Below are 18,576 nucleotides of genomic sequence, written 5' to 3'. Positions count from 1 at the left end.
TTCCCGCGTTCCGGGCCCCGTCCGTCGTCTGGAGGAGCCGGACAAGCCGCCCCGGCCGGGCCGTGATCCGCTGGACGCGTGCAGATCCTCCCCGAGCCGGTCCGTCGCTTCGCCGCCTGGTGCGCCGTGATCCTGCTGCTCTCCGGGGTCGTCTACGTCGGCGTCCGGCTCTGCTCGGAATTCCGCACCGCCGTCGTCCCCGTGCTCCTCGCCCTCCTCGGCACCGCGCTGCTGGGCCCGCTGCACCGCCGTCTCGTCGCCGCCAAGGTCAACCGCTCCGTCGCCGCCGGACTCACCTGCGTCGCGGTCGTCGCCGTCGTCGGCGGGGCCGTGTACATCGTCGTCGCCGCGCTCATCGACACCGGGGACCAGATCGTCGCCTCGCTGAAGGACGCGGCTCAGGGGGTCGCCGACCACTTCGGGGCCGCCGGCACCTCGCTCGACGACCTCGCCTCCAACGCCGAGGAGCTGCTCACCAAGTTCGGCGCCACCGCAGCCTCCAACGTCATCAGCGGAGTCAGCGTCGTCGGCGAGAGCATTGCCATGGCCGTACTCGCGCTGCTTCTCGTCTTCTTCTTCCTGCGCGACTCGCATCTCGCCGTCGACACCCTGCGCGCCGTCGCACCCCGCGGCACCGCCGACACCGTCGAGGCCATGGCCCGGCGGGCCTTCGAGGCGGTGGAAGGCTTCATGCGGGGGACCACGCTCATCGCGCTCATCGACGCCGTGTGCATCACCGTAGGACTGCTGGTCCTGGACGTGCCGGGGGCCGTGGGACTGGGCGCGCTCGTCTTCGTCGGCGCCTACATCCCCTACCTCGGCGCCTTCATCTCCGGTGCCGTCGCCGTGCTCGTCGCGCTCGCCGACCGGGGGTTCGTCATCGCGCTCTGGGCGCTCGGCGTCGTACTCGCCGTGCAGGTGCTCGACGGACATGTGCTGCAGCCGGTGATCCAGAGCCGGACCGTGCAGATGCACCCGGCCGTGGTGATGCTCGCGATCACCGCGGGGGCGTCCGTCGCCGGCATCCTCGGGATGCTGCTCGCCGTACCGCTCACCGCCGCCGCCTTCGGCGTCGTACACGAACTGCGCGGTCGTTACGAGGGCGACGGGCCGTCGGAGGACGCCGCGCCCGAGTCCTCGTAGAGCTCGAACCAGATGGTCTTGCCTTCGCCGCGCGGGTCGACGCCCCAGGACTCGGCGAGGAGCTCGATGAGGACCAGGCCGCGGCCGGAGGAGGCCAGTTCGCCGGGGCGGCGCTTGTGGGGGAGGTCGTCGCTGGTGTCGGTGACCTCGACGTGCATCCGGCGGGCGCCGGGATCGCCGCGGACCTCGGCCTGGAGCAGGGCGTCGGCGTCGGTGTGGACCAGGACGTTCGTCAGCATCTCGGACAGCAGCAGGACCGCCGAGTCGACCTGGTCCTGGCTGGCCCAGTCGTGGAGGAGTTCGCGCAGCTGCTGACGGGCCACGGCGACGCGTTCCGGCTCCGCCTGGGCCACGGAGAGCATCGTGCGGCGGACCGTCGGCCGCACGGTCACCGCGTCGCCCCAGCCCTCCCCCGTCCGGCACAGCAGCAGTACCGCTATGTCGTCCTCGCGCCGGTCGGCCAGCGGGCCGGTCGTGTGGTGGGAGGACGGGCCGTGCACACCCTGGACCAGGGCGTCGGCGAGCTCCTCCAGGTCGCCCTTGTGGTCCTCCAGGATCGTACGGATGCGCCGCCAGCCGCTCTCCAGGTCGTGGCCGCCGGTCTCGATGAGGCCGTCGGTGCAGATCAGCAGCGTCTCGCCGGGCTCAAGGGTGATGCGGGTGGTGGGGTAGTCGGCGTCCGGGTCGATGCCGAGCGGGAGACCGCCCGCCGTCGGCCGCATCAGCACCGTGCCGTCCGCCATCCGGATCGCCGGGTCGGGGTGCCCGGCGCGCGCGATGTCGAGGGTGCCGGTGGTGGGGTCGGCCTCCACGTACAGGCAGGTCGCGAAGCGCGGGTCGGAGACGTCCTCGTCCAGGGTTCCGTCCGTCATGCCGTGCAGGAAACGGGAGGCGCGGGAGAGCACCGCGTCGGGACGGTGGCCCTCGGAGGCGTAGGCGCGCAGGGCGATCCGGAGCTGGCCCATCAGCCCGGCCGCCCGCACGTCATGCCCCTGGACGTCCCCGATCGCCAGGGCTATGCGGCCTCCCCCAGAGGGGGTGCCCCCAGGCAGCGGGATCATGTCGTACCAGTCGCCGCCGACCTGGAGACCGCCCCCGGTGGGGACGTAACGCGCGGCGACGCTCATGCCCGGGATCTGGGGGCCCAGCGTCGGCAGCATGGAGCGCTGGAGGCCGTCGGTCAGGGCGCGCTCGGTCTCGGCGGCGCCGGCCCGGGTCAGGGCCTGGGCGAGCATCCGGGCGACCGTGGTCAGGACCGACCGCTCGTCCGGGGTGAAGGCGACCGGATAGGCGAAGGACGCCATCCAGGCGCCCATCGTGCGGCCCGCGACGGTCAGCGGCAGGAACGCCCAGGACTCCCGGCCGAAGCCCTCGACCAGCTGCCACATGACCGGGTAGCGGGTCTTGTAGGCGCCGGGCGAGGAGAGGTAGACGGCACGGCCCGTCCGTATGACCTCGGCGGCCGGATAATCCATGTCCAGGGGCATCGCCGAGAACGGGTCGCCGTCCCCGGGCTGGTAGCCGTGCAGACCGGTGATCGTCACCCGGTCGCCCTCCACGCCGAACACCGCGAGCCCGTCCGGGGTGAACCCCGGCATCGACAGGCCCGACGCGACCCGCAGTACCTCCTCCGTGGACCGCGCCTCGGCCAGCGCCCGGCCCGCGTCCAGCAGGAACGCCTCCCGGGAGCGCCGCCAGTCCCCGGTGACGGCGCTGCGTCCGGCCGGGGTGCCCGGCGTCGGTTCGGTGACCTCCTGCAGGGTGCCGATCAGCCGGAAGGAGCGCTTCTCACGGTCGTACGACGGCTTGGAGCGGGAGCGGACGACGCGGATCACCCGGCCGTGCTCGTCCATGATCCGGATCCGCACCTCGGCGAGGGTGCCCTCGGCGACGGCGAGACCGACCACGCCGGTGATCTCGTTCCAGTCGACCGGGTGCAATCGGGCCCTGGCCTGGGCCTCGGTGAGGGTGGTGCCGATGGAGGGCAGGCCGAGCAGCCGTGCCGCCTCGGCATCGACCGTGACCAGCTCGGTGGCGGTGTCCCAGTGCCACAGGCCGGTCGCGAGGGCCTCCAGGACGTCCCCCACGGGCGGCAGAGGCTCGCCAGTGCGCATTGCCCCACTTTATGAAGAGCTGATCGAAGAGTGCCACCGATCGCCTCCGTCAGTTAGGTCACGCCCGCCGGTTAGGTCACGCCCGCCGGTCCCGCGTAATGCTGGAGAGGCGATCTTGGGGTCCCCGGTAGGCTTGGTCGGAGTTTCACGTGAAACACGCCCCCGATCCGCGAAGACTGGATGAACGACGATGCATCGGTACAGGTCCCACACCTGCGGCGAGCTCCGCGCCTCTGACGTCGGCACCGACGTCCGGCTGAGTGGCTGGCTGCACAATCGGCGCGACCTGGGCGGCATCCTCTTCATCGATCTGCGCGACCACTACGGCATCACGCAGCTCGTCGCCCGCCCCGGCACCGAGGCCTACGAGGCGCTGGACAAGGTCACGAAGGAGTCGACCGTCCGGGTCGACGGCCGGGTTGTTTCACGTGGAACCGAGAACGTGAACCCTGACCTGCCCACCGGCGAGATCGAGGTCGAGGTGAGCGAGGTCGAGCTGCTCGGAGCCGCCGCCCCGCTGCCGTTCACGATCAACACCGAGGACGGGGTCAACGAGGAGCGGCGTCTGGAGTACCGCTTCCTGGACCTGCGCCGTGAGCGCATGCACAAGAACATCATGCTGCGCTCGTCGGTGATCGCCGCGATCCGCAAGAAGATGGTCGCCCTCGGCTTCAACGAGATGGCGACGCCGATCCTCTCGGCGACCTCCCCCGAGGGCGCGCGTGACTTCGTCGTGCCCTCCCGGCTGAACCCGGGCAAGTTCTACGCCCTCCCCCAGGCGCCGCAGCAGTTCAAGCAGCTGCTGATGATCTCCGGCTTCGACCGCTACTTCCAGATCGCGCCCTGCTTCCGCGACGAGGACGCGCGCGCGGACCGCTCGCCGGGCGAGTTCTACCAGCTCGACGTCGAGATGAGCTTCGTCGAGCAGGAGGACGTCTTCCAGCCGATCGAGCAGCTCATGACGGAGCTGTTCGAGGAGTTCGGCGGCGGCCGCCACGTCACGTCCCCCTTCCCGCGGATCCCGTTCCGCGAGGCGATGCTGAAGTACGGCTCCGACAAGCCGGACCTGCGTGCCCAGCTGGAGCTCGTCGACATCACCGACGTCTTCGAGGGCTCGGAGTTCAAGGCCTTCGCCGGCAAGCACGTGCGCGCCCTGGCGGTGCCGGACGTCTCCGCGCAGCCCCGCAAGTTCTTCGACCAGCTCGGCGAGTACGCGATCTCGCAGGGCGCCAAGGGCCTGGCCTGGGTGCGGGTGGCCGAGGACGGGTCGCTGTCCGGCCCGATCGCCAAGTTCCTCACCGAGGAGAACGTCGCCGAGCTGACCAAGCGCCTGTCGCTGGCCGCCGGGCACGCGGTGTTCTTCGGCGCGGGCGAGTTCGACGAGGTCTCGAAGATCATGGGCGCGGTGCGGGTCGAGGCCGCCAAGCGTGCCGGGCACTTCGAGGAGGGCGTCTTCCGGTTCTGCTGGATCGTCGACTTCCCGATGTACGAGAAGGACGAGGAGACCGGCGCGATCGACTTCTCGCACAACCCCTTCTCGATGCCGCAGGGCGGCCTTGAGGCCCTGGAGACCCAGGACCCGCTGGACATCCTCGGCTGGCAGTACGACATCGTCTGCAACGGCGTCGAGCTGTCCTCCGGCGCGATCCGGAACCACGAGCCGGACATCATGCTCAAGGCCTTCGAGATCGCGGGCTACGACCGCGAGACCGTCGAGGACAAGTTCGCCGGCATGCTGCGCGCGTTCCGCTTCGGCGCCCCGCCGCACGGCGGCATCGCCCCCGGCGTCGACCGCATCGTCATGCTCCTCGCGGACGAGCCCAACATCCGCGAGACGATCTCCTTCCCGCTCAACGGCAACGCCCAGGACCTGATGATGGGCGCCCCGACGGAGCTGGAGGAGGCCCGGCTGAAGGAACTGCACCTGACGGTGCGCAAGCCGCAGCCGAAGTAGGCACACCGCGTCGTCCTTCAGCCGACGGCCCCGGGAACCGATGTGGTTCCCGGGGCCGTCGTCGTGTGGTTGGTTCACCACTGTTCTATGCCTGCGACCGCGTTGGCGATGACGTCCGTCACCCGGGCCACACCGGTCACGTCCAGCTCGACATCGTCCACGGAGAGGAAGACCTGGTAGGCCCCCTTGTTGCCGGCGTGCCGCCGGACCCCCGGGAGTTTGGCGACGACTTTGTCCAGGCGGATGTTGATCGAGTCACGAGCCGAGCGTCCCGACTTCAACGAGGGCACCGGAAGCTTGTCGGTGACGGCGCACTCGAGTTCCAGGGAAGCGGTCCCCCTCCCGCTAATGTTCTTGACCCGCACCACGATCTCCACCTGGCCCGAGCGACTGTTCATCCGGCACTCGCCCTCGGTGGCGGAGTAGTTGTTCAGCCCGGCGTACAGCTTACCGATGCGACGGCAGAGGTCCGACTCCGCGATCTTGTCCGTTCCGCTGGCGACCTGGATGACGGATTCCGCGTGCCGCAGCTCGCTCACGAAGTCCAGCACGGTCTGCGGTCGCTCACTCGGCTGCTTCGAGGTCGAGCTCTTGTACAGCTCGATGAGGGTTTTGGCTGCCCGGTCGTCCACCCAGCTGCCGAGGTCGTGCGTCAGGATCTCCACGTTCTTGGTGAAGTTCTCACCGCTGGGATCCCGTCCTGTGACGACGAAGAACATCAGCTGGGCAAGACTGAAGACGTCGACGGTCTCGCTGCGGGCTGTCCTCGCGTTCGGCTCGAAGAGCTGCTCGGGAGCGGCGTAGTTGATGACGCCGCCAACACCGATATTCGTCGTGACCGTGCGGTTGGTCTCGTGGTAGGCCAGGTCGAAGTCGGTCAGATAGGGAATGAGGCGTCCGTTGTCGCCGTACGCGGCGATGATGTTCTCGGGCTTTATGTCCCGGTGCCTCACCTGCTGCGAGTGGGCGTGCTGCACCGTCTCGCAGATGTCGATCATCAGCTGCAGTACGGATTCCGGGTCCCCGCGGTCGATGTACGCCTTCCTCAGGTTGTCCCCGGGAATGGAGTCCATGAGGAACCCGTAGGGTGCGGCCAGCATTTCGTGGACGCGCACGATGTACGGGTGTTCCAGCTTCCGCATGTTGTTGTAGCCGTTCGCGAAACGCCGGACCTTCACCTCGTCGTCGAGCTCGTTGCCATGAAAGACCTTCATGGCGTAACGCTTTCCGTCGTCACCTTCCAGTTCCCACACATGGCCGTAGCCGCCGTGTCCGAGGTGTCGGACGACTCGACCGAAGCGGGTCAGCTCGTCGACGCTGATGTCGGCGAGGTTCTTTCTGAACTCCCGTACCCGGGCGACCAGGTTCGTCCAGTCCGCCTTGCGCTTCAGATCCGGGAGTGCCTTCTCGGTCTCCTCGAACCAGCGCACCACCGGCTCCAGTTGGATGGAGCACTTCCTGGAGCCCTGCTGCAGGCGGACGTTGCGCTCGGACAGCTCGGTGAGCTGGAGGTAGTGGTACTGGTCGACGAGGTGGTGCGCCTTGGCGAGGTTCTGGGCCAGTTCGCTCTTGTCGATCGGTGGCCCTTCGCGCTTGGGGAACCCCGAGCCGAGCACCACGGTTCCCGCGATGTCGCCCTTGAACACCGGGGTCTGGAACCCGGGCGACACGGCCGCGGTGACGTAGTCGAAGACGCCGAGGAGTGTGACCTCGCCGTTCCAGTTGACGGCGTCGCCGAGCATGGCGTTGGTCAGAGCGTCGGTGAAGATGCCGTGCCCGCGCTGCTCCTGGGCCCCTTCCTCCGGACGGCAGGCGGCGAGGATGCACCGGCTTTCGTTCACCGTGGGCACCTCCCGCTCGATGTCACCGGCCTGCAGCGGTCTGCTGTTCGCCCAGGTGTACGCGGAACCCGAGTGGCAGCAGTCGAGAATGGTCACCACGTGATCGAAATTGCGGCTGGCGGATTCCATGATCTGTGCCAGGTGCGCCAGCGAGATACCGGGATCGAACATCTCGGCGTCATGCGTGACCAGGTGTCCTGCCTGGCCCAGAACCTGGCCGTGCCCGGCGAAATAGAAGATGAGCGTGCCGCCCTCTTCGTCGCCGTATGCCAGTTCGTGAAGATTCCGCAGGATGTTGCTGCGTGTGGCCCGACCGTTCAATAACACCTTGCTGTCGAAGTCGTACTGTTCCAAGGACAGACAGTCCGCGACGTCTTTGGCGTCGTTCACACAGCCGTACAACGGCGCGTTCGGATAACTGTCGATGCCTACGATCACTGCCTTGTTCAAAAGCCCCCCACACTTGCCCATCGGACGAGACGACATCGTCCGGCGCATCTGATGGCGGATCATCTTAGCTGGGAGACCACTCCTGCGGCAGATGTGTACCCACGCGAAATCGCGGGCCTGAGAGATCATCACTCTCCTCCTCGCGGGCGCTGCCGCACACGGCTTGAAACCGGCGTCGATTTCGAGCCTTTCGCCTAGGCGTCGCCATTCACAGCTCCTTCCGATGTTCCTGCCAGGTGGCGCACGCCTAGCGTCCCTGGCCATGACAGACACTCAGACACCTGAAGAAAGACGGGAGTTGGCCCGCCGTACGGTGCTCGCGGCCGGTGGTGTGGCCGTGACCGCGGTGGGTGTGGGCGGGGCCTTCGTGGCCAGTGCGCAGGCCTCCGACCAGGAGAACGCCTGCTACACGCTCACCTCCGAGCTGGTCGAGGGGCCCTACTACATCGACGCCGACAAGATCCGGCAGGACGTCACCGAGGACCAGGAGGGCGTTCCGCTGCACCTCCGGCTCAAGGTGATCGACGCGGAGACCTGCCGGCCGGTGCGGAACGCCGCCGTGGACATCTGGCACTGCAACGCCTCCGGCATCTACTCCGGGTACGAGGCGATGGGCAGCGGCGGCGGAGGCGGTGGCGGCCCCTCCGGCCCGCCACCCTCGGGCACGCCCACCGACACCCCGACCGGTCCCCCGCCCGGCGGTGGCGGCGGTCACCAGGAGCCGACCGACGACGAGCGCTACCTGCGCGGCACCTGGCGCACGGACCGGCACGGGTACGTCGGCTTCCGTACCGTCTTCCCCGGCTGGTACCAGGGCCGCTGCGTCCACATCCACGTCAAGGTGCACGTGGACGGCACCTGGACGGACGCGGGTTACGAGGGCGGCCACGCCTGCCACACCGGCCAGCTGTTCTTCGACGAGAAGTCGGTCCTCGCATCGGCCGAGGTCGAGCCGTACGCGAGCAACACCACCACCCGCACCACCCTCGACGAGGACACGATCTACCCCGGCAACGGGCACGCGGGCGGCCTGCTCTACCTCAAGTACGACCACCGGCACATCGCCCGGGGCGTCCACGCGCACCTGACGCTCGGCGTCGCGCCGGACGAGACCAACGACGGCTGACCCTCGTCTTGGAAACCTCACCGGAGGCGCACAGGAACACCGAGGGAGGTGCACAGAAGCATGTCGTCTCATAGGGGATGACATCGCAGGTGCGGGCCCCCTTCCGGCCCGGCGGGCAAGGAGGAAGCCATGGGATACGCGATCGCGCTCTCCGCGCTGCTGATCGCCGGTTCGGCCGGCGCGGTCCTCGCGCTGCGCCGGTCGCAGTCGGACCGCGGCACGCAGCGGCTGGACGCCGAGGCCGAGGCCAACCGCTGGCTGGTCCGGCTCAGCGGCAGCCTGATCCCGCCGGGGGCCGCGGCCTGGGCGACCGGCGGCGAGGCGGCCGGCCGCGCGCTGACCGAGGCCGCCGAGTGCCACCGCACCGCCCGCGCCCTGCTGGCCCAGGCCCACACGGCGGCGGACTACGACCGCGTGAGCCGTACCGCCAAGGAGGGCCTGCGCCACGTCCACACGGCCCGCGAGGCGCTGGGTCTGGCTCCGGACCCGGCCCGGGCGCCGGCCCCCGCTCCCGACCGACCACAAGCAAGGCAAGCCTTTCAAGAGCCCTTGCTGAAAAAGGGCGCGAAACCGGCGGTCATTTCGGCCAGGCTTTAGGGAAGGACGGCATCCCGCTCGGCGGACGAACACCAAGGCGCCCGGGACGGTCAAGTCCCGGGCGCTCTTTGTGCGTTCAGATCACCCAGAGGAGCCCGTTGCCGCCGAGCAGGGTGCCGGCGTTCTGGGCGAGGCCAACGGCCTTCGCCGTGATGACGCGGCTGCCGGTGGCCTTCGGTCCGGTGGAGCCGCCGGGGAAGACCCAGACGGCGCCGGTGGAGTAGTTCTCCGCGGGCGCGCCGACGAATAGCTCCGGCCTGCCGTCCTTGTCGACATCCCCGACCGAGACCGTCGTACCGAAGAAGTCGTCGGTCTCGGCGGCGCCGGGGACGCCGGCCGTGTCCTGGGAGAAGGAGTACGAGCCGGTGCCGAGGGCGCCGCTCGCGCGGCCGGGGACCACGGTCACCTGGCCCGCCCTGTTCTCGGCGAGGTCCTCGTACGGCGATCCGATGACGATGTCCGCGAGGCCGTCCCGGTTGAGGTCGGCCACCGCGAGGGCCCCGCCGAAGGCGTCGCCCTTCTCGCTCGTGCCGGGGACACCGGCCGTGTTCTGCGTGATCTGCACCGGCGCCGTGGCCGTGGAGATGCCGGTGGCGGAGCCGTACCAGACCAGCACCCGGCCGCCCGGCATGCCGTCCACGCCCGCCTCTGCGGGCTCGTCCGGGTCGCCGGCCACGAGGTCGGCGTAGCCGTCGCCGTTGACGTCGCCGGAGGCCACGATGAGGCCTTCGCCCTTCAGTTCGTTGCCGTAGGCGGGATCGGCGTAGATGTCACCCCCGGTGCTGCTCGTGCGCGAGGTGGCGACGGCCGGGTCGGGTACACCGTCGCCGTTGAAGTCGCCGAGGGCGGTGGATACGGGGGACACGGTGTTGTCGTTGTACACGACGGACCCGAAGGTGCCCTTCCGGCTGAACGGCCCGCTGAAGTACACGGATGCGTCCCATCCGCTGATCGCTACCCGGGTCTTCGCTCCGGCCCCGGCGCCGAGCGCGGCGATGTCCTCGCCGTAGTGCCCCGGTGAGCTGGTCGGCGACGGCAGGTCCGTCCCGCTCGTCAGCCCGTTCTTGCTGCCCCAAAGGACCGTCACCGCACCGGAGTTCGTGCCCTTCGAGGTGTCCTCGTACGGCGATCCGACCACCAGGTCGGCGTACCCGTCCCGGTTCAGGTCGGCCGTGGCGGTGGCGGCGCCGAAGCCGTCGTAGGCCTCGGCGGCGCCCGGTACGCCGGTCGTGTTCTGGGTGATGGTCTTGCGGCGGCCGGTCGACAGCCCGGAGGCCGAGCCGTAGAGCACGACGACCGCGCCGGCCGCCTCCTTGCCGGACACGTTCGCCCCCGGCGCGGGCAGGACCGCGTCGCGGTAGCCGTCGCCGTTGAAGTCCCCGGGCACGGCGCCGTGCCCGGCGGCCGCCGGGACGGACGGCAGCAGTACGCCGCCGACCAGCGAGGCGGCCACGAACGCGGCCGCACCCCATCTCCGCATGAATTACCCCCTGTGAATGCCTTGATGACCGGTCAGGAAAGGGACTTGTACGAGCCGTAGCCGCTCGCGATCTTCACCCGCGCCGCGAACGACCCCTTGCCGTCACCGGAGTTGCGCCAGAGGTAGCCGCTGGTGTCCCGGGAGACCAGGTCCGCCCTGCCGTCGTCGGTGATGTCGCCGATGCCGACGACCGCGTTGTAGGAGCCGCCCCAGTCGGCGAACAGCTTCACGCGGGCCGCGAAGGTGCCGTTGCCCTTGCCGCTGTAGCGGTAGAGGTTGTTCGACTTGTCCTGGGCGATCAGGTCGCCGACGCCGTCGCCGGTGATGTCGCCGACGCCCACGATCTTCTTGTAGCCCTTCCAGTTGTCGTAGAGCTTGACCGCGGCGGACAGCTTGCCGGTGCTGGTCCCCTTGAAGAGGTAGACCGCCCCGGTCGACGCCTTGCGCGCGAGCAGGTCGGCGCGTCCGTCGCCGCTCACGTCTCCGGGCGAGGTCAGGACGTCGTACTGTGTCCAGCCGCTGCTCGCGAGGGTGGTGTACGAGGTGGACGGCTTGAGTGCAGCGTTGCAGCCCGGCTTGTAGAGGCGCAGGGCGCCGCTGCTCAGCCGGACCAGGACGTCGTTGCAGCGGTCGCCGCTGAGGTCGCCGAACGGCACGAACCGCGCGCTGGTCGGCCAGCCGCCGCCGGTCGTCTTCTCGCCGAACTTCCCGGTACCGGTGCCGTGTTGGTACGTCAGCCCGCCCGAGGCGCTGAGGGTGAGCAGGTCGCCGCGGCCGTCGGGCCCGTCCAGGCTGACGAAGTCGTGGCGGACCGGGCTGCCCTTGCCGAGGTAGCCGTCGCCGGAGGTCACCGTGGCCGGGGCGGCGGTCCCGAGGCCGGTCGCCTTGAGGGTCCAGGTGAAGCGGCCGTTGGGGAAGCGCTCGCCGCTCGCGGTCTTGCCGCTCCAGTTCACCGCCAGGTTCGCCGAGGCGGCCCCGCCGGTGATCGTGCGGGTGGCCCTGCCCGTGGCGCCGCTCTGGACCGAGGTGAAGGTGAGCGACCAGGAGGTGACCGGCCGGGACAGCAGCCACTCGCCGGCCCACGCGCTCACGGGGCCCGCCTCCACCCAGCTCGGGTACTCGGTGCTGAAGGCCGTCGGCGCGGACGGGGCGATGCCCGTGGTGGCGACGTGCGTCTGCTCGTACGCGTCGAACCAGGCGACCAGACCCGTGTACTCGTCGACCGTCCACCGGAAGCGGCGGTCCGTGACGAGCCCCGTGTCGGGCAGGTGGGAGGCGATCACGTGGGTGGTGCCGGTGGCCGCTTCCGTCAGTACCAACTCGTCGGCGGCGTGGTCGTGCCGGACCGTGAACCCGTCGCCGAGCATGACGTCACCGGGGGCGACCGCGACGGACGTACCCGCCTTGCTGTCGTACACACCCGCGGAGGAACCGCAGGACCAGTACACCCAACGGCCCGTCGCCTGAAGCTCGTCCGGGACGCAGTCCAGCGCGGGGACCGTCACCGTGGCGAGGGTCTTCTTCGTGATCAGGCTGTACGAGGTGAGCTTGCCGGCGGTCGTCGTGGCGCTCCACAGAGTCGTGCCGTTCAGGGCGGCGGCGCGCACCGAGCGCTTCAGCTGCTGCCCGTAGCCGAAGCGGCCGACGTACTGCGTCGGTGTCGTACCGCCCGAGTTGTAGACGGCGTACCCGTCGGAGACGTCGACGATCTCGCCGCCCTCGGTGCCGAAGGTGAGGGTGTCGGAGGACCACTCGTCGCCGATCGCGACCAGCTGGTCGGCGTTCTCCAGACCGCTGCCGCCCTCGTCACCGTCGTAGAACGTGTTGAGGAAGACGTCCTCGGGGGCGCTGCCGCTGTTGCCCCACAGCGGGGAGCAAGTGGTGTTCGCGTACGGGCACTCGGGGCTGATCGAGTCGCCGGCGGTGGCCTCGGAGGCGGTCAGCTCGGTGCTGCCGTTGGTGGTGAGGGTGCGGATCGAGGTGGTGTCGGAGGTGCTGCTCGGGTTGTCCTCGGCCACGCGCAGGCTGCCCCGGCTGAGTGCCAGGCCGCGCTTGGGGTTCTCCAGCGGCGCCACCTTGTAGACCTTGGCGAGCTCCGGGGTGCCGTCCGCGCCGGGGACGACCCGCCGGACCCACCAGTCGGCCGCGCCGGTGCCGCCGGTGACCAGCGCGGTCCCGTCGGGGGCGGCCAGGGGGGGTGCCGTACGACCAGGTCAGCAGGGTCTTGGTGGTGGTGCCGTCGGCCAGCGAGACGGCCCGTACCGCACCGCCGTCGGTGGCGAGGACCAGCCAGTCGCCGACCAGGACGGGGGCCGGGGTGCCGGCGGTGTCCTCGCCGGGCACCGGGGTGGTCTCCGCCGCGGTGAGGTCGCCGCGCGGCTTGAGGTGCAGGCCGGAGGCCTCGGTGTACCAGCCCACCTTGTCCGCGGAGAGGACCAGTTGCGGCTGGGCGTCCGCGCCCGTGAACGCCACGGTGAAGTGCGCGGTGGCGAAGTCGAGGTAGCCGACGGTGTAGGACGCGACGTCGCCGTCGACGTAGACCGGGTAGGCGAGCAGAGCGCCGTCCTTGTCCCCGGTGCGGGTGAACATGCCCGACGCCCACTCCGCCTCGGCGGACGGATAGCCGGTCACCCAGCGCTCCCGCCGCTCGCCACCGACGTGGTCGACGAGCCGGGGCGTGGTGCCCTCGACCGTTGTGTAGTCGATGACGGCGTCGTCATCGGCCAGGACGACCGTGTCGCCGTATGTGCCGATGTAGTCGTCCGGCCAGATGGTGAAGGTGTCCGACACACCCCCGTCGGCCGTCCACAGGGACAGGTCCTCGTCGTACTGGGTGGGCAGGGTCACCGTGTCGGTGCCCTGGCCGTAGCGGCCGGAGGGGCAGACGTCGGAGATGTGGTAGCAGGTGGCGTCCTTCGGCGTGTAGGCGCTGCCGGACGCGGATTTCACCGTGACCGTGGTGCCCTCGTCGTAGTCCGTCCACAGCAGGCCGGTCACGCCCGACTGGCGGTGCAGGAAGCCGGTCGCGCCGGCCGACAGCAGGCGGTCGGCGCGCGGGGTCGTGCTGCTCGGGTCGTCCAGGACGATCTCGGTGGTGCCGGTACCGGCGGCCGGTGCGGCGCTGCTGTCCTCCGTACCGGAGAACAGGGTGATCGAGCCGGCCGCCAGTGCGACCGCGAGCGTGGAGACGAGCGCGGCCCGGCCGCCCCGTCCCGGGGCGTGTCTGCCCACGTGAGGTTCCCTCCCCGCGAGGGCCCCCTGCCCTCGCACAAGTGAGCGGACTTTACCAGTACTTGGTGCAGTGACCGGCAACCCGTCCGCCCGCGGCGGCAACTGACCGGTCGAAAGATCCCTCCGCACATCCTTCGTACATAAGGACTTCTCCGTGGCCTCTGCCTCCCACCGCCGGTCCCTCCGCAAGCGGCGCACCGCCGTCGTCTCCGCCGCCGCCGTGGCCGCCGCCGTCGGTGCCGGTGCGATCGTGATGAACGCGAACGCCGGGACGACGACCGTCGACCTGTACCACCAGACGCTCGCCGCCAAGGACGGCTGGGCCTCCTCCGGCACCGGCACGACCGGCGGCGCGAAGGCCGACTCCGCGCACACCTTCACCGTCTCCACCCGCGCCCAGCTGGTGAAGGCGCTGGGCTCGGTGTCGGACACCACCCCGCGGATCATCAAGATCAGCGGCACCATCGACGCCAACACCGACGACTCCGGCAAGAAGCTGACCTGCGCCGACTACGCGGCGGGCACGGGCTACTCGCTGTCGGCGTACCTCAAGGCCTTCGACCCGGCGACGTACGGCACCTCCAAGCTGCCCTCCGGCACCCAGGAGACGGCCCGCGCCGCCGCGCAGGCCAAGCAGGCGAAGAACGTCACCTTCAAGGTGCCCGCCAACACCACCATCGTCGGCGTCCCCGGCACCAAGGCCGGCATCACCGGCGGCATGCTGCAGATCCAGAAGGTCGACAACGTCATCGTCCGCAACCTGACCTTCTCGGACACCGAGGACTGCTTCCCGCAGTGGGACCCGACCGACGGCTCCACCGGCAACTGGAACTCCGCGTACGACTCGGTCACCCTGCGCACCGCCACCCACGTCTGGGCCGACCACAACACGTTCACCGACGCCGGGCACTTCGACAGCACCAACGCGACGTACTTCGGCCGTGAGTACCAGGTCCACGACGGCGAGCTGGACATCACCAAGAGCTCGGACCTGGTCACCGTGGAGCAGAACCGCTTCACCGCCCACGACAAGACGATGCTGATCGGCAGCAGCGACAGCGAGCCCAGCGGCAAGCTGCGCGTCACCCTGCACCACAACATCTGGAAGGGCGTCGTCCAGCGCGCCCCGCTGACCCGCGTCGGCCAGGTGCACATCTACAACAACTTCTACGACGTCACGACGCAGAACGGATACGCGCTCCAGTACAGCATCAACTCGCGCGCCAAGGCTCAGGTCGTGGCGCAGAACAACTACTGGAACGTGCCCAGCACCGTGAAGGTCTCCAAGATCTTCAGCGGCGACGGCACCGGCGCGATCGCGGGCAGCGGCAACCTGGTCAACGGCACGACCACCGACCTGGTCGCCGCCTACAACGCCGCCAACTCGAAGAAGATCCTGACGACGGTGAACTGGACGCCGACCCTGACGGCCGGCCTGGAGTCGTCCGCGAAGAACCTGCCGGCGGAACTGGTGAAGTCGGCGGGCGCCGGCATCCTGTCGTAGCGGCAGCGGCTAGGTGTCGTACGAGCCGTCCCAGGGCGCGGTGAAGAAGAGGCGGTCGGGGTAGAGCTCGGCCCAGCTGCCCTCCTCGTCCTCGCCGGTCAGCAGGCCGAACAGCACGCCGTCCACGGTGACCTGGAACGGTTGTACGGCGATGTCGGTGTACGACCGGCGGGGCAGGCTGCGCAGGAGTTTCGCCAGGTGCACCCGGGCGCGCTGGAGGACCGAGTCCTCGCCGTCCGGGTTGCGCAGCTGCTCGGCCCAGGTGCCGGCACACCAGATCTCGGAGTCGCGGTAGCGGCCCTCGGCATCGAAGGTGTGCAGCACGGTGTAGAGACGTTTGTGCTCTTCCCAGCCCTGGTCGAGACGGAATCCCGCCGGGAAGGCGTACGTGATCGACGCCAGGAACTGACCGTCCGCGTACCGGCCGATGGACTCGGTCCGGCCTCTCGGCTCGTAGGCGATCGGAACGACTTCGGGTACTGCCATGGCGGAACAATACGGGGCCCGGAAAGCTGTTCGGCTTTCCGAGCCCCGTCTCTCACCGTTCCTACGCGTTCAGCCCTACTCGGACTCGCCGCCGAAGCGCTCCTACGGTCGCCAGGCGGAGACGACCTCCCCGGGACCCCACACCAGCCCGACCTCGCCCGCGGCGACGGAAGCCGTCGTACCGGACAGGGACACGATGGCCGACTTGGTCGTGTCCGGCGCGAAACCGGGGATCTCGGCGGCGCCCTGCACGAGGGTGGCCAGGTCGTGGTTGTCGAAGGGAGAGGCCAGCCACTTCACGGAACCGGCAAAGAAGACGGTTCCGGCCACGGGCGCGCGGTCGGCGCCGATCAGGTCGATCTCCGGAGAGAAGCGGCGGTTCCACCATGCGCCCACGACTTCCGTGTCCGGCCAGGGGAAGTCCCCTGATGCGGCGGCGAGTTCCAGCGCCTGACGGATCAGGGGCTCCACGGCGCGGCCCCGCCAGGTCGTCCAGCGGCGCTCGACCACCCGGTAGGCGGCCTCGGGGCGGCCGCGTCTGGACAGTTCCTGCGCGGAGCGGGTGGCGGCCAGGTAGAGGCGCAGATTGCTGTCGGCGACGTGATACAGGGCGGGTCTGCCGGGTTTGGTGGAGAGAGGGGCGTCAGTGGCGAGGATCCGCTTCTCCTCGGTGAGCCGTCGCAGGAGTGGGGAGAGTATTCCGGACGGCAGCGCGCCGCTCTGACTACCGGCCGTCGCCGCGATGTTGGCGTGCGTGCGGTCGCCGCTGCCCACCGCCTCCAGGACCCGGCGTGCCTGGTCGGGCGCCGGGAACTCGGCCAGGAGGGTCGCTTCGGGGACGCCGAAGAGCGGCGAGGCCGGGTCGGCGCATTCCGCCTCGATGAAGTCGAGGGCGGGGGTGGCGTGGGGCCAGGAGCGCAGGATCCCCGGCAGGCCGCCGGAGACGAGATGCGCGTCGATGGCGTCCGCCGCTTCCAGGCCCAGCGCGGCACCTGTTTCTGCGGGGTTGAGCGGGCCGAGGACGAAGCTGTCGGCGCGGCCGTAGAAGGGGCGGTCGTATGCGGTCAGCCGCTCCATCATGTGCAGGTCGCTGCCGAGGAGCAGCAGGAGCACGGGCCGGGTGGCCAGCAGCCGGTCCCAGGCGGTCTGGAGCGCCCCGTCGAACACGGGGTCCTGTTCGGCGAGCCAGGGCAGTTCGTCCAGTACGACGATGCTGGGCGTCCGGGGCAGCGCGGATGCGAGGGCGCGGAAGGCGTCGGGCCAGTTCGGGGGGGCGGTCAGGGGGACGAGATCGGGGTCGGCCGGGAGGGAGGAGTCGCGCAACTCGGCCATGAAGTCGGCGATCCCCTCCACGGGGGATGCCCCCTTGGTCGCGGCGAAGTAGAGGTACGGCCGCCCGGCGCGGTCACAGAACTCCTGCACGAGTCGCGACTTCCCGACCTGCCGGCGCCCCCTTATGGCGACGGCTACTCCACCGCCTGCGGCTGCGACTCGGTCGAGGCGCTTGCGGAGGAGAGCGAGTTCGGCTTGGCGGCCTACGAAGGGGGGCACGATGGCTCCAGGTTGAGTAGAACTGTTCTACATAGATTGATGCTACCCAGAGCCAGGACCAACTTGGCGTCGTCATCCGACCGAGTGGTTCTCTTGTCGGCTGTTGTGCGCGTTTCCCGTGTTCGGTGGTTCTGTTCGCTGCTTGCGGAGGTACCGAAGTGGCTAATGTGCAGGCTTATGAGAATCACCAGACGGCTCGACAGTCCCTCGGAGCCCTGCACAAGTAACGCAACGTGTCCAGCAGTGTTTGTCATGGAGTCGGGAGACGTCGGGTTCATCGGAAGCGAGGTCCCCACCGAGACGCATCACACGCTGCCTCCCGGCTCAGGAGTGGGGGACGGCGAGAGATTTGTCGTAGTGCCGAGGGACGTTCTGATCAGCGCCGGATGGACCCCGCCGACTTTTTGACCGTCAGTGCGGTTCGGCCAGATCGTCTGCGCCGGACCGCGTAGACATGTTCAGCAGTTGGCGCTGGTAAGCCATCTCGGCGATGTCGTAGAAGTCCCGCATCTCGCCGCTGTGCGGCGTTCCCCCGTCTCGTGCCCCACGCGCCTTTTCCCAGAATTCACACATCTTTGTGCTGCTGAAGATGTAGTGCAGCACGTCCTGGAACTCGGCGTCGTCGATGTATTCCATTTCCCAGCATGTCCGCTGATACGTGAGGATCAGGTTTGCGTACATGAACTGCCTGGCGGTGTCCTCGGTGATATCGGGACCGTACGCAGGCCAGACGGCCATCAGGAGAGGGTCGTCGAGCGCCATCTGGGTCAGCCTCCGATGCTGCTCCCGGATCGAGGCTTCAGCGACGCGACGAGCGGTGTTGTGCTGCTCCTCCGCCACCTTGCGCATCAGGCGGGATTCCTCGCCCTGCTGGTGAAAAGTGCGGGCGATGTAGATGAGGACAACCACCGACGAGGCGGCGGCTGCTGCTCCGAACGATTCTCCGGCGTATCCGCGGGCTGCCGACTGCATACCGGATATGCTCGTCAAGGCGATGCTCAGTCCTATTGTTCCCAGGCAGGATCCAATAGTGACAGCTGCCATGATCCAAACCTCGCGGGCGGAACGAGAGCCTGTCATGGCACCCCCGATGGAAGCC

General features: G+C 69.3%; 13 protein-coding genes. 5 read left to right on the top strand and 8 right to left on the bottom strand.

The window, feature by feature from the left end; translation table 11 throughout:
- Positions 1–78 precede the first annotated feature (78 nt).
- Positions 79–1,143: an AI-2E family transporter gene (locus ABZ848_RS08000; RefSeq protein ID WP_360826977.1), complete on the top strand. Its 1,065-nt coding sequence runs from the start codon at positions 79–81 to the stop codon at positions 1,141–1,143.
- Here the strand turns inward: ABZ848_RS08000 and ABZ848_RS07995 are convergent.
- Positions 1,095–3,257, bottom strand: coding sequence for a SpoIIE family protein phosphatase (locus ABZ848_RS07995; protein ID WP_360826975.1), 2,163 nt, complete (start codon positions 3,255–3,257; stop codon positions 1,095–1,097). The two genes, ABZ848_RS08000 and ABZ848_RS07995, sit on opposite strands and share 49 nt — an antisense overlap.
- A gap of 190 nt (positions 3,258–3,447) precedes the next feature.
- Here ABZ848_RS07995 and aspS point away from each other — a divergent pair, with 190 nt between their 5' ends.
- Positions 3,448–5,211 (top strand): aspartate--tRNA ligase, encoded by a 1,764-nt coding sequence (gene aspS / locus ABZ848_RS07990; protein ID WP_360826972.1) that lies wholly within the window; start codon positions 3,448–3,450, stop codon positions 5,209–5,211.
- Positions 5,212–5,285: 74 nt separating this feature from the next.
- Here aspS and ABZ848_RS07985 read toward each other — a convergent pair whose 3' ends face one another.
- On the bottom strand, positions 5,286–7,766 hold the full coding sequence (locus tag ABZ848_RS07985) for a caspase family protein (protein WP_360827244.1): 2,481 nt from the start codon (positions 7,764–7,766) through the stop codon (positions 5,286–5,288).
- On the opposite strand from ABZ848_RS07985, the gene ABZ848_RS07980 reads away from it, so the two are divergent.
- Together ABZ848_RS07980 and ABZ848_RS07975 are read left to right on the top strand one after the other, a co-directional pair.
- The gene (locus ABZ848_RS07980) at positions 7,765–8,628 is read left to right on the top strand and encodes an intradiol ring-cleavage dioxygenase (protein WP_360826969.1); all 864 of its coding nucleotides are present in this window, start codon (positions 7,765–7,767) and stop codon (positions 8,626–8,628) included. The genes ABZ848_RS07985 and ABZ848_RS07980 overlap by 2 nt on opposite strands.
- Before the next feature lie 129 nt (positions 8,629–8,757).
- Positions 8,758–9,225: a hypothetical protein gene (locus ABZ848_RS07975; protein ID WP_360826966.1), complete on the top strand. Its 468-nt coding sequence runs from the start codon at positions 8,758–8,760 to the stop codon at positions 9,223–9,225.
- Positions 9,226–9,301: 76 nt separating this feature from the next.
- Here ABZ848_RS07975 and ABZ848_RS07970 read toward each other — a convergent pair whose 3' ends face one another.
- The 3 genes from ABZ848_RS07970 to ABZ848_RS07960 all read right to left on the bottom strand — a co-directional run bounded on the left by ABZ848_RS07970 (position 9,302) and on the right by ABZ848_RS07960 (position 13,936).
- Positions 9,302–10,705: a VCBS repeat-containing protein gene (locus tag ABZ848_RS07970; protein ID WP_360826963.1), complete on the bottom strand. Its 1,404-nt coding sequence runs from the start codon at positions 10,703–10,705 to the stop codon at positions 9,302–9,304.
- Between the two features lie 32 nt (positions 10,706–10,737).
- On the bottom strand, positions 10,738–12,072 hold the full coding sequence (locus ABZ848_RS07965) for an FG-GAP-like repeat-containing protein (protein WP_360827241.1): 1,335 nt from the start codon (positions 12,070–12,072) through the stop codon (positions 10,738–10,740).
- Between the two features lie 439 nt (positions 12,073–12,511).
- A complete protein-coding gene (locus tag ABZ848_RS07960; RefSeq protein ID WP_360826960.1) occupies positions 12,512–13,936 on the bottom strand; it encodes a hypothetical protein in 1,425 nt (474 codons plus the stop codon).
- Between the two features lie 154 nt (positions 13,937–14,090).
- On the opposite strand from ABZ848_RS07960, the gene ABZ848_RS07955 reads away from it, so the two are divergent.
- Positions 14,091–15,440 carry a pectate lyase gene (locus ABZ848_RS07955; protein ID WP_360826957.1) on the top strand — a complete coding sequence of 450 codons (1,350 nt, stop codon included), beginning with the start codon at positions 14,091–14,093 and terminating at the stop codon, positions 15,438–15,440.
- Positions 15,441–15,449: 9 nt separating this feature from the next.
- Here the strand turns inward: ABZ848_RS07955 and ABZ848_RS07950 are convergent, their stop codons facing one another.
- From ABZ848_RS07950 to ABZ848_RS07940, 3 genes are all read right to left on the bottom strand, one after another.
- Entirely contained in the window at positions 15,450–15,926 is a 477-nt protein-coding gene (locus ABZ848_RS07950; RefSeq protein ID WP_360826954.1) for a hypothetical protein, read from the bottom strand.
- A gap of 102 nt (positions 15,927–16,028) precedes the next feature.
- Positions 16,029–17,477, bottom strand: coding sequence for an ATP-binding protein (locus ABZ848_RS07945; protein ID WP_360826951.1), 1,449 nt, complete (start codon positions 17,475–17,477; stop codon positions 16,029–16,031).
- A 411-nt stretch (positions 17,478–17,888) separates the two neighbouring features.
- Complete coding sequence (locus tag ABZ848_RS07940) at positions 17,889–18,449, bottom strand: DUF6082 family protein (protein ID WP_360826948.1); 561 nt, start codon at positions 18,447–18,449, stop codon at positions 17,889–17,891.
- Positions 18,450–18,576 lie beyond the last annotated feature (127 nt).

The organism is Streptomyces sp. NPDC047081, assembly GCF_040643775.1.
Lineage (GTDB): Bacteria > Actinomycetota > Actinomycetes > Streptomycetales > Streptomycetaceae > Streptomyces.
Note: the sequence above shows the minus strand (reverse complement) of the source record. Positions and strands in the feature narration are given on the sequence as shown.